At 57.2% G+C, this 16,621-nt stretch carries 14 protein-coding genes; 5 read left to right on the top strand and 9 right to left on the bottom strand.

Translation table 11 applies throughout. The features are described 5' to 3' along the window. Positions 1–186: 186 nt before the first annotated feature. Positions 187–1,596: an MFS transporter gene (locus ACXKZD_RS17725; RefSeq protein ID WP_033787531.1), complete on the top strand. Its 1,410-nt coding sequence runs from the start codon at positions 187–189 to the stop codon at positions 1,594–1,596. A gap of 46 nt (positions 1,597–1,642) precedes the next feature. Here the strand turns inward: ACXKZD_RS17725 and ACXKZD_RS17730 are convergent, their stop codons facing one another. The 3 genes from ACXKZD_RS17730 to ACXKZD_RS17740 are packed head-to-tail and all read right to left on the bottom strand — an operon-like array spanning position 1,643 to position 5,485. Further along, positions 1,643–2,953: a c-type cytochrome gene (locus ACXKZD_RS17730; RefSeq protein WP_033787573.1), complete on the bottom strand. Its 1,311-nt coding sequence runs from the start codon at positions 2,951–2,953 to the stop codon at positions 1,643–1,645. A gap of 10 nt (positions 2,954–2,963) precedes the next feature. Beyond that, the gene (locus ACXKZD_RS17735; RefSeq protein WP_154209810.1) at positions 2,964–4,748 is read right to left on the bottom strand and encodes a GMC family oxidoreductase; all 1,785 of its coding nucleotides are present in this window, start codon (positions 4,746–4,748) and stop codon (positions 2,964–2,966) included. A gap of 2 nt (positions 4,749–4,750) precedes the next feature. After that, on the bottom strand, positions 4,751–5,485 hold the full coding sequence (locus ACXKZD_RS17740) for a gluconate 2-dehydrogenase subunit 3 family protein (protein WP_010672043.1): 735 nt from the start codon (positions 5,483–5,485) through the stop codon (positions 4,751–4,753). Positions 5,486–5,761: 276 nt separating this feature from the next. Here ACXKZD_RS17740 and sbmA point away from each other — a divergent pair, with 276 nt between their 5' ends. The 3 genes from sbmA (at position 5,762) to ACXKZD_RS17755 (ending at position 7,890) form a co-directional block, all read left to right on the top strand. Then, entirely contained in the window at positions 5,762–7,003 is a 1,242-nt protein-coding gene (gene sbmA / locus ACXKZD_RS17745) for a peptide antibiotic transporter SbmA (RefSeq protein WP_033770848.1), read from the top strand. 234 nt (positions 7,004–7,237) lie between these two features. Beyond that, positions 7,238–7,591, top strand: coding sequence for a type II toxin-antitoxin system RelE/ParE family toxin (locus ACXKZD_RS17750; RefSeq protein WP_010672045.1), 354 nt, complete (start codon positions 7,238–7,240; stop codon positions 7,589–7,591). Continuing rightward, positions 7,591–7,890 carry a helix-turn-helix domain-containing protein gene (locus ACXKZD_RS17755; protein WP_488981781.1) on the top strand — a complete coding sequence of 100 codons (300 nt, stop codon included), beginning with the start codon at positions 7,591–7,593 and terminating at the stop codon, positions 7,888–7,890. Before ACXKZD_RS17750 ends, ACXKZD_RS17755 begins: the two co-directional genes overlap by 1 nt. 122 nt (positions 7,891–8,012) lie before the next feature. Here ACXKZD_RS17755 and yncE read toward each other — a convergent pair whose 3' ends face one another. The 3 genes from yncE to ACXKZD_RS17770 all read right to left on the bottom strand — a co-directional run bounded on the left by yncE (position 8,013) and on the right by ACXKZD_RS17770 (position 10,877). After that, complete coding sequence (gene yncE, locus ACXKZD_RS17760) at positions 8,013–9,065, bottom strand: 7-bladed beta-propeller protein YncE (RefSeq protein WP_061901847.1); 1,053 nt, start codon at positions 9,063–9,065, stop codon at positions 8,013–8,015. 202 nt (positions 9,066–9,267) lie between these two features. Further along, positions 9,268–9,477 (bottom strand): YdgH/BhsA/McbA family protein, encoded by a 210-nt coding sequence (locus tag ACXKZD_RS17765; protein WP_009092571.1) that lies wholly within the window; start codon positions 9,475–9,477, stop codon positions 9,268–9,270. Positions 9,478–9,689: 212 nt separating this feature from the next. Then, positions 9,690–10,877: an MFS transporter gene (locus ACXKZD_RS17770; RefSeq protein WP_061901848.1), complete on the bottom strand. Its 1,188-nt coding sequence runs from the start codon at positions 10,875–10,877 to the stop codon at positions 9,690–9,692. Positions 10,878–10,981: 104 nt separating this feature from the next. On the opposite strand from ACXKZD_RS17770, the gene ACXKZD_RS17775 reads away from it, so the two are divergent. After that, on the top strand, positions 10,982–11,947 hold the full coding sequence (locus ACXKZD_RS17775) for an AraC family transcriptional regulator (protein ID WP_010252125.1): 966 nt from the start codon (positions 10,982–10,984) through the stop codon (positions 11,945–11,947). A 22-nt stretch (positions 11,948–11,969) separates the two neighbouring features. On the opposite strand, the gene ACXKZD_RS17780 is transcribed toward ACXKZD_RS17775, so the two are convergent. The 3 genes from ACXKZD_RS17780 to murQ form a co-directional block, all read right to left on the bottom strand. Next, the gene (locus tag ACXKZD_RS17780) at positions 11,970–13,514 is read right to left on the bottom strand and encodes a methyl-accepting chemotaxis protein (protein ID WP_010252127.1); all 1,545 of its coding nucleotides are present in this window, start codon (positions 13,512–13,514) and stop codon (positions 11,970–11,972) included. 228 nt (positions 13,515–13,742) lie between these two features. Beyond that, positions 13,743–15,197 carry a PTS N-acetylmuramic acid transporter subunit IIBC gene (murP, locus tag ACXKZD_RS17785; protein WP_301250343.1) on the bottom strand — a complete coding sequence of 485 codons (1,455 nt, stop codon included), beginning with the start codon at positions 15,195–15,197 and terminating at the stop codon, positions 13,743–13,745. Further along, a complete protein-coding gene (gene murQ / locus ACXKZD_RS17790) occupies positions 15,197–16,108 on the bottom strand; it encodes an N-acetylmuramic acid 6-phosphate etherase (RefSeq protein ID WP_163639793.1) in 912 nt (303 codons plus the stop codon). Before murQ ends, murP begins: the two co-directional genes overlap by 1 nt. Positions 16,109–16,621 lie beyond the last annotated feature (513 nt).

A 16,621-nucleotide genomic window follows, 5' to 3' on the forward strand; every position in this document is an offset into this window, starting at 1 on the left:
CGGAGTACGCCTGCCACGGATGGCAAAACCTGCAACGTACGTTGCTAAATAGTCAGCAACGACCCTCTCGGCAACGGCGGATGAATTGACTATTCTGCTATTTCTTCGCTTGCTAACGGTTAACTATTTTAATAAGCCTCCGACCGGCTGCGAGTCGTCTCCACACTGCCAGAGGTTCACGCTGACATGACCACCTCCTCCACCAGCCTGCCACCGATGCACGCTTCATCGGCGGCCCGTAACAGCTTAGCCGCTCGGGTTGATGCGCTGCCCTCCTCCGCCGGATTGTGGCGCTTTATTACGCTGCTGGCGCTGGGCGGCTTTTTTGAGCTTTATGACCTGTTTGAAACCGGCTACATCAGTACCGGCCTGCTGTCGGCGGGCGTATTTCACACGGGTGCGGCAGGCGTGCTGGGCTTCTCCGATCAGGCGGCCTTCGCCTCAGCCACTTTTCTCGGTCTGTTTTTCGGTGCCAGCCTGCTGGCGCCCTACGCTGACCGCTTTGGTCGCCGTCTCACCTTTATGTGCGCGCTGCTGTGGTACGGACTGTTTTCGCTGCTGATGGCGTTCCAGCAGAGCGCGGAGATGATTATTCTGTTCCGCTTTCTGGTAGGGATCGGGCTGGGCGTCGAGCTGGTGACCATCGACACCTATCTGTCGGAATGGGTGCCGACCCATCTGCGCAGCCGCGCCTTTGCCTTCTCCTTTTTCGTGCAGTTTTTATCGGTGCCGGCCGTGGCGCTGATGTCGTGGTGGCTGATTCCGCAAACGCTGTTCAGCCTTGAAGGCTGGCGCTGGGTGGTCATTGCGGGCGCGGTCTGTTCGCTGGTGATCTGGCTGGTGCGCAGGAACCTGCCGGAGTCGGCGCGCTGGCTGGCGCAGCAGGGTCGTCATCAGGAGGCGCATCAGGTGCTGTCCACGATGGAGCAACGCTGCGGCATCGCGGCCGGCCCCGCTTTTTCAGCCGATGACGCCGCGGTGCAGCTGCCAAAACGGGGGCGCTTCAGCGAGATCTGGTCACCCGCTTACCGCAAGCGCACCCTGATGCTGGTGGTGATGAACTTTTTCCAGGCGATCGGCTTTTTCGGCTTTGGTAACTGGCTGCCTGCGCTGCTGTCAGGCCGCGGTGCCACGGTGACGCACAGTTTGCTTTATGCCTTCTTCATCACGCTGGCCTATCCGCTGGGATCGCTGATCTGTAGCCGCTACGCCGATAAGCTGGAAAATAAGTGGCAGATTGTCCTGTCGTCGCTGATGACGGTGGTGTTCGGCACGTTGTTCGCCTTCCAGACGCAGCCGGTATTGCTGATTCTCTGCGGCTTCCTGATCACCTGGTCCAACGCCTGGCTGACCTTCAGCTTCCACGCCTATCAGACCGAGATTTTCCCGACCCATATTCGGGCGCGGGCGGTCGGCTTCTGCTACTCCTTCAGTCGCCTCTCTACGGTATTCAGCAGTATTTTGATTGGGGTGATCCTGCAGTACGCCGGTACGCCAGGCGTGATTACCTTTATCGTGCTGAGCATGGTGATGGTGATGCTGTCGGTAGGGATTTATGGGCCGAAAACGCGCGGTATCGATCTGGAGAATATCTAAAAGAAAAGGCCGTCATCCTGATGATGACGGCCTTTTTTACTGCCGATTATTTGCCTTCCAGTACCCGGATATCTGCACTGCCCAGCCGATCTTTCTCATCTTTACGCAGCTCAGCGACCTGTTTCGCGCTGACCGGCTCCGACGCCTTGTTGCCCCAACTGTTACGCACGAAGTTCACCACGTCCGCCACCTGCTGATCGTCAAGACGCCAGCCAAATGCTGGCATGGTAATCGTCGACGGCGCGCCATTGACACCAGGCAACTGCCCGCCCACCAGTACGATATGGATCAGTGAGGTCGGATCGTCCGCCAGCACCACCGGATTACCGCGCAGCGCCGGATAGAAACGTTTATAGCCGCTGCCATCGGTTTTATGGCACGCCGCACAGCTGTCGACGTAGGTGGCTGCACCCGTCGCACTGTCGTCACCTTTCCACAACGCTTTGGCGGTGGCGTCATCGACGCTGAAGGCTGCCTGATGCGAATCTTTCGCGCCCAGCGACTTCAGATAGCGTGCAATCGCCGTGATATCGGACTCGCTCAGGTGCTGCAGGCTGTGTTCCACCACGTCGGTCATGCCACCAAAAGCAGCGGTCTGATCGTTGCGGCCATAACGCAGGAACTGACGCAGGTCCTCTTCGCTCCAGCGACCCAGTCCATCGCGGTTGTCACCACGCAGATTGCTGGCGGTCCAGCCATCAATCGGTGCGCTGCTGCCCGCCAGATAGTCGCTGCCCTCATTGTTGGTCAGCGCCTTCTCCTGCATCGTGATGCTGCGCGGCGTGTGACAGGCCCCGCAGTGACCCAGTCCTTCTACCAGATAGCGACCACGTGCCAGCACCGGATCTTCCTGGGCTGCAGGCTGGAACGCTTTCACGTCGGGCGCAAAAATCCCGCGCCAGATCGCCAGCGGCCAGCGCATCGACAGCGGCCAGGGAATGTCGCTCTCCCGGTTTGGCTGCCCGACCGGCGCGACGCCATGCATGAAGTAGGCGTAAAGCGCCTTCATGTCTTCATCGCTGACCACTGCGTAAGAGGGATATGGCATCGCCGGATAGAGCGTATCGCCATTTTTCGCCACGCCCTGACGCACCGCTTTCTGGAAGTCGTCGTAGCTGTATTCGCCAATGCCAGTCGCGGGATCGGGCGTAATGTTGGTGGAGTAGATGGTGCCAATCGGTGTTGCCATCGGCAGCCCACCGGCAAAGGCCGCGCCGCCTTTGCTGGTGTGGCAGGCCACACAGTCACCGGCTCGCGCCAGATACTCACCCCGTTTAACCAGATCGTCCTGGCTGCTCTCCGCCAGGGCGGCGAACGTCAGGGAGCCAAGAATCAGAGCCAGAATGCCATTTTTCATCGCCATGTCCTTATGCCTGCACCAGTGGGCCTGGGTTTTTCAGGTAGTGTTCGCGAATCGCTTTAGCTGACCAGTAGGTCAGCGCCGCCACCATGCCGGTCGGGTTGTAGCCCAGTCCCTGCGGGAAAGCCGATGCGCCCGGTACAAACACATTCGGCACATCCCAGCTTTGCAGATAACGGTTAACCGCACTGGTTTTTGGATCGTCGCCCATGATCGCCCCGCCACTGATGTGGGTAGTCTGATAAACCGTGGAGTCGAAATGGGTGCCAGGCTTTTTCGCGCCGCCGATGATCATCTTCGGATTCATCGCTTCCGCGATATTGCGCATCTTGCCGACCATGAACTGCGCCATTTTGATGTCGTTCTCCTGCCAGTCAAAGGTCATGCGCAGCAGCGGCTGTCCATAAGCATCTTTGTAGTTGGGATCGAGATCAAGGTAGTTGGCGCGATAAGACTGGTGGGCGCCGTGCGCATCCATCGACAGATGATGGGTGTAGGTATCCGCCACCGCCGCTTTCCATTTGCTGCCCCAGTTGGGCGTACCCGCCGGCACCGGCAGGCCGGAGATCGGTTTGGTGCCCGCCTGGTTAACCCAGAATGGCGAACCACCAACAAAGCCCAGCGGCCCGTGGTCGAAGTTATCCGCGTTGAAATCATCAACCGCAACGCCTGCGCCACCCGCACCGATAAACGGATTAGTGGTGGTGTTCTTATCAAACAGCGCCTTCAGCGTAGAGAGGTTCTGATAGGCGAAGTTGCGACCTACGGTCCCTTCGTTGGTAATCGGGTTGTAGGGTTTGCCGATGCCCGACAGCAGCATCAGGTGAACATTGTGGAACTGGAAGGCTGAGAGGATCACCAGGTCAGCGGGCTGAACCTGCTCGCGGCCCTGCCCATCCACATAGGTCACGCCGGTCGCACGCGTTTTGTCATCGCTGAGATTGACCCGCAGCACATAAGAGTTATTGCGCAGCTCAAACTTAGGCTCCTGACGCAGCGCAGGCAGGATATTGACGTTAGGCGACGCCTTGGAATACATGTAGCAGGCGTAGCCGCTGCAGTAACCGCAGAAGTTGCACGGCCCCATCTGTGCGCCGTAGGTGTTGGTATATGGACCCGAGGTATTGGCAGACGGCAGATCGTAAGGGTGATAGCCGACCGACTCTGCCGCCTGAGCAAACAGCTGCGCCGAGTAAGTGCGCTTCTGCGCGGGCAGCGGGAAGTTATCTGAGCGATCGGGCGCAAACGGGTTGCCGCCTGTATCTTTGCCGACCACTTTGCCTTTGATACTCCAGGCGCTGCCTGAGGTGCCAAAAACCTTTTCCGCTTTGTCGAAGAACGGCTCCAGCTCATCGTAGCTGACGCCAAAATCCTGAATCGTCATGCCTTCCGGAATGAAGTTCTTGCCGTAGCGCTCTTCGTAATGGCTGCGCATCCGCAACTCAACCGGATCGACACGGAAATGAACGCCGGACCAGTGAAGACCCGCGCCACCGGTGCCGGTGCCGGGCAGAAATGCCGCTAGCTGACGATAGGGCACTGCGGTCTGCGACGCATCATGACGAATGGTCACGGTGCTTTTGGAGAGATCCTGGAAAAGCTTTTTGCGGACGTTATAGGTCAGCTCATCAATGGACTGCGGATAGGAGCCATCAGGATAGGTATCACGATGCGGTCCGCGCTCCAGCGCCAGCACGTTCAGGCCCGCTTCGGTCAGCTCTTTCGCCATAATGGCACCCGCCCAGCCGAAGCCGACAATCACCGCATCCACTTTTTTCATTTCGTTTGCCATGCTTAGCTTCTCTCCCCGCGAATCGACACTGACGGGAACGGATAACGTTCGCCGCGCTCTACCCAGTCCATAAAGTCGGCGCGTGCGCCAGGGAAGTTAATCAGCTTCCAGCCGACCATGCCCTGATTCCCGCCGTGTATAGGATCGCTGAAGAAGCCTTCACGGGTATTCTGCAACAGGAAGCTAAAGAAGACTTTTGCCGGCAGCTGGCTGAATTCAGCACTGCCATTTTCCATCGCCTGCAGTAAGGCATCCTGCTGCTCGCCACTGAGCTGGGCGAACACCTTGCCGTGCTGCTTTTTGCTGTAATTATCGGCATCGGCCAGACCGAGGCGGTAGATCTGCTGTGGCACCAGCGGCAGCTGATAGCCCAGCTCTTTCGGCAGGTCGGGGTTAAACGGCCCCTGCATATACCAGTTCGACCCCGTGGCATAAGGCGTATTCATCTGACGATCGATAAACTCAGGCACGCCCGCTTCCAGCGCACCAGGCCCGCGTTCATCGCTGGGGATAAGCCGTGCCACGGCGGCGGTAATAAAAGCAAACTCTTCGGCGGTGAACCAGTTCGGCTGGTAGTCGCGCGCCTGCTGTGGCGTGGCCGGGGTTTCAGCCGCCTGTGTGGCCAGCGGCAGGGAGAGTGCACCCATCGCTGTGGAACCTACCGCCATTGCAGGCGCCAGGGTAATTGTCTTCAGCAAAAAATCCCTGCGTGAATGACCCTTTTTTTGTTCTGACATGACATTGCCTCATTCCCGCGCTGACCGGCGGTATGAAAAAAATAGGTGGTTGCGTTGTAATGGTTTTTATCAGCAGATACAGGCCAGGAGCCTGTTTGTTACCGGTAACAAACAACCTATTGTAACACTGCCATTCACAAAGATTTAGTTCCAGGAAACAAAACCGCACAATTTCATTAACATCTATCCCCCTCCTGTCATTAGCAGAAACAACAGACTACAGACAGCGACCCGTCAAAAACGTTATAACAGGCAACACACAACAGCGGAGTGCCTATGTTTAAGTCTTTTTTTCCGCGGCCAGCGCTGTTTTTCAGCTCTGCGGCTGTCTGGAGCTTAGTAGCGATTTTTGCCTGGTTCGGCTTTGCCGCGCATCTGCCCGGCATCTGGCCCACCTTTGAAACAGCAATGAAACAGCCCCTGCCGACGACGGCAGCGCGTTTTATCGCCGTGAGTCAGCTCTGGTTCTACCTCTATTACTGGATCATGGTAGCCATTTTTGCCGGGGTCTGGCGGTTGATTGATGCGCATCCATGGCAACGCTGGTCAGTCTGGGGCTCCGCGCTGATCATCTTTGTGACCTGGTTTGGCGTGCAGGTCGGAGTGGCCATTAACGCCTGGTATGGACCGTTTTATGATCTGATTCAGAAAGCGTTAACCAAAGCGGGATCGGTGCAGATTGCGGAGTTTTACCATGAGGTTTTCTCTTTTCTCGGCATCGCATTAATCGCGGTGGTGATTGGCGTACTCAACTCCTTCTTTATCAGCCACTGGGTTTTCCGCTGGCGTAGCGCCATGAATAACTACTACATGCACAACTGGCAGCGTCTGCGTCATGTCGAAGGTGCCGCACAGCGTGTGCAGGAAGACACCATGCGGTTTGCGACCACGCTGGAAAACTGGGGTGTCAGTTTTATTCAGGCGATTATGACGCTGGTGGCGTTTTTACCGGTGCTGGTCGCGCTCTCCCATCACGTGAAAGATATTCCCATCCTCGGCAATATTCCTTACGCACTGGTGATTGCCGCTGTGCTCTGGTCAGTGTTTGGTACCGGTTTGCTGGCGCTGGTCGGGATTAAGCTGCCGGGGCTGGAGTTCCGCAATCAGCGGGTTGAAGCCGCCTACCGTAAAGAGCTGGTCTACGGCGAAGACAATGCCGATCGTGCCACACCGCAGACGGTTCAGGAGTTGTTCAGTCGGGTGCGGGTTAACTACTTCCGTCTCTACTTTCACTATCTCTACTTCAACATCACCCGCATTCTCTATCTGCAGGTCGATAATGTGTTTGGTCTGTTTCTGCTGTTTCCATCCATTGTGGCGGGCACCATCACGCTGGGCTTACTCAACCAGATCACCAACGTGTTTGATCAGGTGCGCGGCTCGTTCCAGTATCTGATCGCCTCCTGGTCGACGCTGATTGAACTAATGTCGATCTATAAGCGTCTGCGCAGCTTTGAGCAGATTCTGGATGATGTTCCGCACGATGAGATGATGCGCGAAGCGTCGGAAGAGGTGTAACTACTTAAGTATGGCGGCACGGGTCGATTTCCACCCCACTCTCCTCAGCCACGGATCATCCCGCAAAGAACCTGCAGGACTCCTGTAACAGCAGAGATGTGCTGCTCCTGGCCCGCGAAAGCGGGCTTTTTTAATGCTTAAATCAGCCGTCATGCGTGTTCTCTGGCTTGAATTTATAAGCTGTAGCTTATAATCTGTACCCTGTATGACGGAATATATACAAGGAAGTATGTCATGTGGACCGTACTCCTGAGCCCGCGCTTTGAAAGCTGGCTAAGTGAGCAGGAAGAAGCCCTGCAGGAAAAAATGTTAGCGGATCTGGGAAAGTTAAAAGTATACGGCCCTGATTTGCCTCGCCCTTATGCTGATACTCTCAAGGGCTCGCAGTACAGGAATATGAAAGAACTCCGCGTACAGTTTTCAGGAAAGCCAATTCGGGCATTTTATGCATTTGACCCTGTCCGCCAGGCTATTGTGTTATGTGCCGGAGATAAGAGTCATGACAAACGTTTTTATATCCGAATGATACGCATCGCTGACGATGAATTTTCAGCCTGGCTGGCTGAACAGGAGAAGGGAAATAATTAATGAGAACCCTGGATGATGTTATCGCCGACTTCTCCCCTGAGAGTCAGGCGCGAATCAAAAGAATGTCTGATGAAATGATTCTGGAAGTCGGGCTTCAGATGATTCGCGAAGAGCTTCAGTTATCACAAAAGACGCTCGCCGAGGCCATGGGCGTGCGTCAGCCTGCCGTTGCTCAGATTGAGCAACGCGGAAATGAGATTAAGGTTGCCACGCTGAAACGCTATGTCGAAGCAATGGGCGGAAAACTCAGTCTTGATGTGGAACTTCCGACCGGAAAAAGAGTGGCCTTTCGCATCTGAACCCTCAAAACGGCGAAAGCGATTCTGTTTAAATAAAAAAGCCACTCGTCAGAGTGGCTTTCTCGTTTACAAAGACCGGATGTAAAACAGCTTCAACACAGCATTGCCCGGGACCTCACGCCTTACAGTGCAATACGCATCACGCTGTCAGGATTTTTTGGCGGCGCCTTACGCGAGCCAGGCTGTTTCACGCTGACATAAAGCACCTTGCCGTCTGCCGAGAGTGCCAGACTGTTAGGCAGCGCCGGGGTTTTCACCGTGCGCTTCACCTTATAGCTGCTGGCGTCGATGATGCTGACTTCACCCGCTTTACGATGCGTGACATAAAGCTCATCGCGCTCACCATTAAACAGCACCGCCAGCGATTCCGGCACATCAATCCGCTGAATCACCTGCTGATTACGCAGATCAACCACCAGCACCTGCGCCTGCTTTGAATCCGTCAGGAAGGCGCGCTGACCGCGCGTATCCAGCGCGATGTTCAGGAAGAAGTGCTCTTTATCTCCGTCAATCTTCTGCTTTTTCTCAATGGCATTGGTGCGCGCATTGATCGTCACCAGTTCACCATCACCGTTGGTGACGTAGACCTTCTGCGCGTCTGAATCTACCGCCAGGCCGGTGCCCATTTTACCGGTATTCGGGATGGTACTGACAAGCTTCAGCGTGCTGCCATCCACCACCCAGACCACGCTTTGCGGTCCCAGGCCGGTGATATAAACCCGGTTAGTTTTAGCATCAACCGCCACCTGACGCGGCTGCAATGGGCGCACTGTCTCACTGCGCTTACGGCTATCCAGCACCAGCGTGTTGAGCACTTTGCCGCTGCTGGCGTCAATGGCCGTAACCGAGCCGTTTACGGTGTTGCCGATGTAGAGCACGTTGGTTTGCGGGTTGATCGCCGCGCCGAACGATTTCAGCTCCGTGTTGATCGACTGCTGTACCGCCAGCGTCGCCGGGTCGAGACGGAAAACTGTGCCGCCGTCACCGCTGCTGTTCTGCGCTGTCGCCACGAACAGCGCGTTATCTTTCGGGCTGACTGCCAGTTCATAGACGCCTTTACCCACGGCCTGATTGAGATCTTCAGCCTGCACCGCCAGCCATCCTGAGGCAGAGAACAGGGCCGTAGCCAGTAACAGCGGACGCAGGGTCCGGCACGTATTGGTAATCGCTTTCATAACTTCTCCATAGTTAATCCACTGCAGACGCAGTGAAAAGAAAGCCCGACATTGCAACCAGAAACAGCTGACCAGCAGTCAGATGCAGAATTGTTTTTGAGAATAATAATTATTTCGGGGGGAAAGGGACAGGATTATTAGCGGATAAACGCCGCCAGGACGCCCAAAGGCGTCCTGTCAGCACAAGAGGGTAAAACTTAACTTATTTCAGCAGCTCAGCGGTCATGTGAACGCCGTTGTTGGTGTAAGCTTCAGTGATTTTATATGAAGCACCAGCTTCCTGAGCCTGCGCAGCGATTTTCGCTTCAGCACCATCCAGCGTAGAGTCGATGGCGGTCACAGATTGGGCGAAGCTGGCGAATGGCAGAACAGAAAGCGCGATAACAGCTGCAAAAGTTTTGATAGATTTCATGGTCAATTCCTCGGTTAATTTTTATCAGGTAAGGCGTGCTGCCTTGTTGATAGATATATTAGTCCGGAAGTTGATCATTAAAAAGCGGAGGGTTTTGCTTAACTCGTTCAGTAAAATTGATGATAAAAAGCACATTTCGCACAGTTATCACTCAAAAGGTTAATAATCTACCCCCATTAAAAAAGGCAGCATATATTGCTGCCCCTGGGAATTTAACCGTGATGTCGTACCCGGGTGAAGATGGTCAGCGCGGCCAGCAGCATCAGCACTCCGCTGGCAACGAACACACCGCCTGCGCCGCGCAGGTCAAACATCCAGCCGCCCGCCGCCGCGCCGACAGTAATCGCCAGCTGGATGGTGGCAACCAGTAAACCGCCGCCTGACTCCGCATCATCCGGCACCGCGCGCGAAATCCAGGTTGACCAGCCGGTTGGCATCGAACCAAACGCCATACCCCAGATCGCCACGCCTGCACCTACCATCCAGCTGACATCGCCAAAGCTCACCAGCAGCAGCGCGGTGACACTCATCAACAGCGCCATGCCACTCAGGGTCAGTGATACGCTGCGGGTGACCAGGAAACCGGCCAGCGAGGTGCCAAAGAAGTTCGCCACACCAAAGGCCAGCAGCACCAGCGACAGCTGATTGAGGTTGAGCTGCGCAACGCTTTCCAGAAATGGACGCAGATAGGTAAAGAAGGCAAAGTGACCGGTAAACATCATGATTACCGCCAGCATTCCCCAGCGCATCACACCAATACGCAGCAGCGCCAGCACCCCGCCGTTGCGGGCTTTGTTCTCTGCCGGCATGGCGGGCAGGGTAAAGAACTGCCACAGCAGCGCCACCGCACCCAGTCCGGCAGTCAGCATAAAGATGTTGCGCCAGCCCACCAGTCCGCCGAGATAGCTGCCCAGTGGCGTAGCGATAATCGTCGCCAGCGAGATACCGCTGAAGACGATAGAGAGCGCGCGCGGCACCTGATCGGTGGGAACCAGGCGCATGGTGATGGCGGTTGAGAGTGTCCAGAAGCCGCCAATGGCCATACCCAGCAGCACCCGCGCCAGCAGGATCACCGTCAGGTCAGCCGCAAACGCCACCATCAGTGCCGACGCGATCAGCAACAACGAAAACACCAGCATGACGATGCGGCGGTCGATGCGCCGCGTGACGCTGCCGGTGACCAGACTGGTAAACAGCGCCACCAGCGCGGTGATGGTGACGGTCTGTCCCGCCTGGCCTTCGGATACGCCCAGGCTGTGAGCCATCGGCGTCAGCAGACTCACGGGTAAAAATTCGGCGGTGATGAGGCTGAACACCCCAAATGCCATAGAAAATACCGCGCCCCACGCGGGACGGGTCGGCGAGGAAACCTCATCAGCCACTTCGGTTGTCAGACTCATGCTGCTTCTCCGGAAGATAAAAAAGTGAGTGTGAGCATAGAACGCCGTGTCAGGACGATCTATGATGCTTACACCTTCATTTTTGATAATTCGTCTGGAATCACATGAGCCACTATGGAGATCTGACCAGCGAGCTGCTGATGGGGATGCGCCTCTATGGCGTGAACTATCAGCGTATCGCAGTGAGCGCGCCGTTCGGGCTGCGTTATGAGCACGCGCCGGGCCGGGCGCAGTTCCACTTTGTCGGACGCGGCTCACTGATGGTGCGCAGCGCCTCCGGCGAGGTGTTTCAGCTCAACAGCGGCGATGCGCTGCTGGTGCCGCACGGCAAACCCCACAGCCTGATCTCCAGTGAGGAGGCGAGCTGCCAGTGTATTAAGAACATGGCGAGCAAGCCGCTCTGCGACAGCGTCTGCGCCATTGCAGCACCGGAAGATGCCTGTGATGACGAGCACAGTGTGCTGTTGTTCAGCGCCTGCATGGCGTTTGAGCTCGGCGGCATGCAGCCGCTGATCAATACCATGCCCGATGTGATGCTGGTGAGTACTCTGCTGTCGCAATACCCGGAGATTCAGCCGATTCTGGCGGCGATGGAGCGGGAGTCGCTCACCCGCCAGGCGGGATTCGCCGGGATACTGTCGCGTCTGGCAGACGTGGTTGCCGCGCTGATTGTGCGCGGCTGGGTAGAGAACGGCTGCGGCGAGCGCAGTGGGCTGGTGCAGGCGATGCGCGATCCACGTCTGAGTCAGGCGATTGCTGCTATGCATCGGGAGCCAGGCGAAAACTGGACGGTGGCGCGGCTGGCCAGCGTGGCAGGCTGTTCGCGCTCAGTGTTTGCCGGACGGTTTCTCAATGCCACCGGCATGACGCCGCTGCGCTATCTGACGGAGTTGCGGATGCGGCTGGCGGTGCAACGGATTGTGAACAACGGTGAAGCGGTGGAAGCCGTGGCTTATCATCTCGGCTACGGCTCGATTGCGGCATTCAGTCGCGCCTTTAAACGGATTGTCGGTCAGTCACCAGGCGCACTGCGTGCCGGACGCGACGGCACGCAGGCGCTGGCCTCTTAACCGGGCCGCTGAATCTCTTCTCTTAACGAAAGACGCTGATCGCTTCGACCAGACGGTTAGCCTGATGGGTCATGCGACCTGAAGCCTCGGCGCTTTCTGTCACGCGGGCGGCGTTCTGGTGGGTGATATCATCAAGATCTTCCACCGCTGAACTGACTTCGCTGAGCGCGGTCGCCTGTTCGGCCGTGGCGGCGCTGATCTGGGCGATCAGTGCGGTGACATTCTGCACCTGCGACACGATATCCTGCATCGTGCGGCCTGCCGCGCTGGCGTGCTCATTGCCCGAGTTGACCCGGCTGGCGCTGGTTTCAACCAGCATTTTGATTTCGCTCGCGGCTTTGGCGCTGCGCTGCGCCAGGCTGCGCACTTCTCCGGCGACCACCGCAAAGCCTTTGCCCTGCTCACCGGCCCGCGCCGCTTCCACGGCGGCGTTCAGTGCCAGGATATTGGTCTGGAACGCAATCCCGTCGATAACGCTGGTAATATTGGCAATCCGCTTTGAACTGTCAGCAATTTCGCCCATCATGCCCATCATTTCGGTCATCACCTCACCGCCTTTGCTGGCAGCGTGGCTGGTGCCGGCTGAGAGGGTATTCGCCTCATGTGCAGTTTCAGTGTTGCTCTTCACCGTGGCGGTCATTTCGTTCATGGTGGCCGCAGTCTGCTGCACGTTGGCAGCCGCCTGTTCGGTACGGCGGCTGAGTTCGTTATTGCTGCGGGCGATGGCGTCGCTGGCGCTCAGCACGTTGATCGCCTGGCCGCTGACATCATCCACCAGCCAGCGGAACATCAATCCGAGCTGACCGATGGCGCGCAGCGTCACACCCACCTCATCAACGCGGTCCATCTGCTCCACTTTATGGCTGGCACCGGTTGCCACGCTCAGCGCCTGTTTGCACATCCGCTCAATAGGGCGTGAAATCTGCTGCTCCAGCCACAGGCTGCAGAGCAGAAGCAGCGCAGCCATTCCCGCGGTAAAACCTGCCAGTGCCGCTGGCGTCATGCCCAGCGCCCAGACGCCTGCCACCGAGAGGGGCAGTAACGTCAGCAGCGTTGTGCGGATCCGCCAGCGAAGGGGCAGCGTCTTCAGGATTGAGGCGGGACGACGCCAGCCGCTGCGAACCAGCAGGCCTTTGTGAAAACGTCGCCCTCTGGCGCGGCCTTCACGAAAATCCTGATAGAGCACCTCAGTCTGACGCACTTCCTCTGCCGTGGGTTTGGTGCGCACCGACATGTAGCCCTGCACTTTACCGTCGCGTACTACCGGAATGGCGTTGGCCCGCACCCAGTAGTGATCGCCATTTTTACGGCGGTTCTTGACCAGTGCCGTCCAGGGTTCACCCTGTTTCAGCGTCGCCCACATGTCGGCAAACGCTTCTGATGGCATATCGGGGTGACGTACCATGTTATGCGGCTGGCCGTTGATCTCGTCGGCGGTGAAGCCGCTCGCCTCGATAAACGCGTCGTTAGCGTAGGTGATGTGGCTGTTAAGATCGGTGGTCGACATCAGTGTCGCATTATCGTCGAACAGATATTCACGCTGAGAGACAGGCTGGTTGTTACGCATCAAAAGTCCTTGGAGACCCGACGTCCTGCACGCGACGGTCTGAGTGTCGGCATGAAAACTGTGGGCTGAGAGATAACGATTACCTTTTTTTATGTTTTCGGCATGCTTCTGCCTACTCTTTAGCGTTTAAGTTAAATTAGTGGCAATAATAAAGCCGCTTTGTAGCGGCTTTCACATTTTTGGTTGATTATCCATCCGTTAGCCGGACTGGATAATTCCGGCAGCGGGTCAGCTGAGGTCGACATTACGGGTGCCAAACCACCAGGTGAGCAGGAATCCGCCGATCCAGGCCACCATCAGCCCGGCCAGATAGACCGCCATGCCAGCGAAGATCCCCTGGCTGGAGGTCATCAGTGGCAGCGTGACCAGGCCGGAGGGTCCGAATACCGTGTTCATCCCGACCGGCAAACCCAGCCACGCCACCAGCCCGATAAAGAACCCGCCCAGCGCACCACCGCCGCAGGCGGTGATAAAGGGCTTGAGGCGCGGCAAAGTGACGCCGTAGATCAGCGGCTCACCGACGCCAAGCAGCCCCGGCACGATAGCGCCTTTGATCTGCGCCCGCAGCAGCGCCCCTTTTTCTGCTTTGCACCACAACGCCAGTGATGCGCCGACCTGGCCTGCTCCCGCCATCGCCAGAATCGGGAAGAGCGAGTTAAAACCCTGGGTTTCCATCAGCGCAAAGTAGACCGGAATAAAGCCCTGATGGATGCCGAACATCACCGCGATCAGGAACAGCCCGGCCAGCAGCGCACAGCCAAAGGGATTGTTATTGAGATGGATAAACAGCCACGACATCCCTTTAAACAGTTCGCCGCCCAGCGGCATGATCAACAGATAGGTGATGGCGCCGGTGATCAACAGCGTAAACAGCGAGGTGAGGATCATATCGAGATTGTCGGGAATGATTTTGCGCAGCTGTTTTTCAATCCACGCCCCGATAATCGCCGCCATCAGCACGCCAATAATGTTGCCGCGCGGGTCGATCGCCAGGCCAAAGAAGTTTTCCATGCCGCTGTAGTAGCCGGTGGTAGCCGTGGGCACATAGCCGAGCACAAACAGCGAGGCGATGATTGCGCCATTGACGCCGCTGCCGCCAAACGCTTTTTGCGCGTTGTAGCCAATCAGGATGCTGAGAAAGGTGAACAGCCCTTTACCGAAGACTTTCATGTACGCCACGGTATGCAGCAGCCAGGGCGCGTGGTCACCGGGTGCGTTGAGGTGGAGACTCTGTTCAATCAGCGTGGCAAATCCCAGCAGCAGCCCCGCGCCGATAAAGCCCGGAATCAGCGGAGTGAAGATGGTGGCGAAGCGCGACAGGAACTGATGCACGCCGCTGGTCTGTTTCGCCTTTAGCTGCTGCTTCTGCTGCTGCGCCAGCACGCGAAGTTCCGCTGTTTCGCCCTGCGGTGCCAGCGCGGTATCACCCTGAGCCAGCAGGTTCTGCATCCCCTCGGCGGCGGTTTGCGCCTTGCCAGGCCCCAGCACAATCTGCAACTGTGCCTCGCTGTCGATAACGCCTAAGACACCCGGCAGGCTTTTTAACCGTGCCAGATCACTCTCTCCCGGCTGATTGAGCGTCAGGCGGAGCCGCGTCATGCAGTGACCACAGGCCGCGATATTTTGCGCGCCACCGACCGCCTGCAGGATGTCGCGCAACAGTGCCGCGGTGATTCTGGCCATTAGCGTGCTCCCGCTGCCTGTAAAGCCTGACGGATAAAGCCCTGATGCTGACTGAGCAGCGCTTTCGCCTCATCAGCAGCCAGGTCAGCCAGTACCATCAGGATGGCGGTTTTGCAGTGTCCTCCGCAGGCGGTGAGCGCGGCGCTGGCCGTCGCCTCATCACAGTCAGTGGCCTGCATGACGATGTTAACCTGACGCTGCACCAGTTTCTGATTGGTGGCTTCCACATCGACCATCAGGTTGCTGTACACTTTTCCGCTGCGGATCATCGACCCGGTGGTGAGCATGTTGAGCACCAGTTTTTGCGCCGTGCCCGCTTTCATACGGGAAGACCCGGTGACCACTTCGGGGCCGACCACCGGCGTGAGCGCAATCGCGGCAACCTGCGACATGGCGCTGCCTGGATTACAGGTGAGCGATACAGTAGTCGCGCCAAGTTCGTTCGCGTAAGCCAGTGCGCCCAGTACGTAGGGTGTGCGACCGCTGGCGGCGATGCCAACCAGCACATCGTGGCGGCTGAAGCGGATATCTTTCAGATCCTGCGCGCCCTGCTCCCGGTTGTCTTCCGCGTTTTCTACCGCCTGGAGTATGGCGGTATGGCCTCCTGCAATCAGGCCGATAACCTGCTCGCGGGGTGTGCCAAAGGTAGGTGGGCACTCGCTGGCATCCAGTATGCCCAGCCGACCGGAGGTGCCTGCACCGCAATAGATCAGTCGTCCACCGGCCTGGAAGGCGGCGCAGATGGCGTCAACGGCGGCGGCAATCTGCGGCACGATGGCCTCAACCGCCAGCGCCACCTTTTTATCTTCATCATTGATGACGCGAAGCATCGCTTCGGTGGAGAGTTCGTCAATATTCTGGCTGGCCGGGTTGCGGCCTTCGGTGATCATCTGGCTGAGGTCGAGTTTCATGGCGGGCTCCGCAAAGGAATAAATTATTCAAATTACTAACTATCATAACGAATGATTAATTCATTGGGTGAGATCTTTTTTCGATGGATGTGGGGTGAGTCATGTTGCGGGGGATCAGGTTGGGTGAGTGATATTGGGCATTGGGAGCTTAATCGCTCCGCATTCCGGCTTGGGTGCGGTGCATGTGAGAGGAATCGCTGGGAGACTGGCGCAGGTCAGAATAGGTTCACCTGATCGTAAAGACGCATTCGTCATCCATGACGCTCGGCCCACGCGATTACGCACCTCATCCATGAGGTGCGCCCGTTGCCGGGCCAACGCTCTGCGTTGTTCAAAAACGCTCCCGGCGTTTTTGTCCCTGGCGTGGGACGCTTTACTCTTCAGGTGAACCTTTTCTTCTATTGGAATTTTTGTAGCTGCGGTAAAGAGTGCAGTGGTTGGATCATTTTGGACATGTTTAAAGCGTTGTAATGTTGTGGCGGAGTGAATGTGCCTTTCTAAAACAAAAGAGAG

This window comes from Pantoea sp. ABR1s (genome assembly GCF_057812235.1).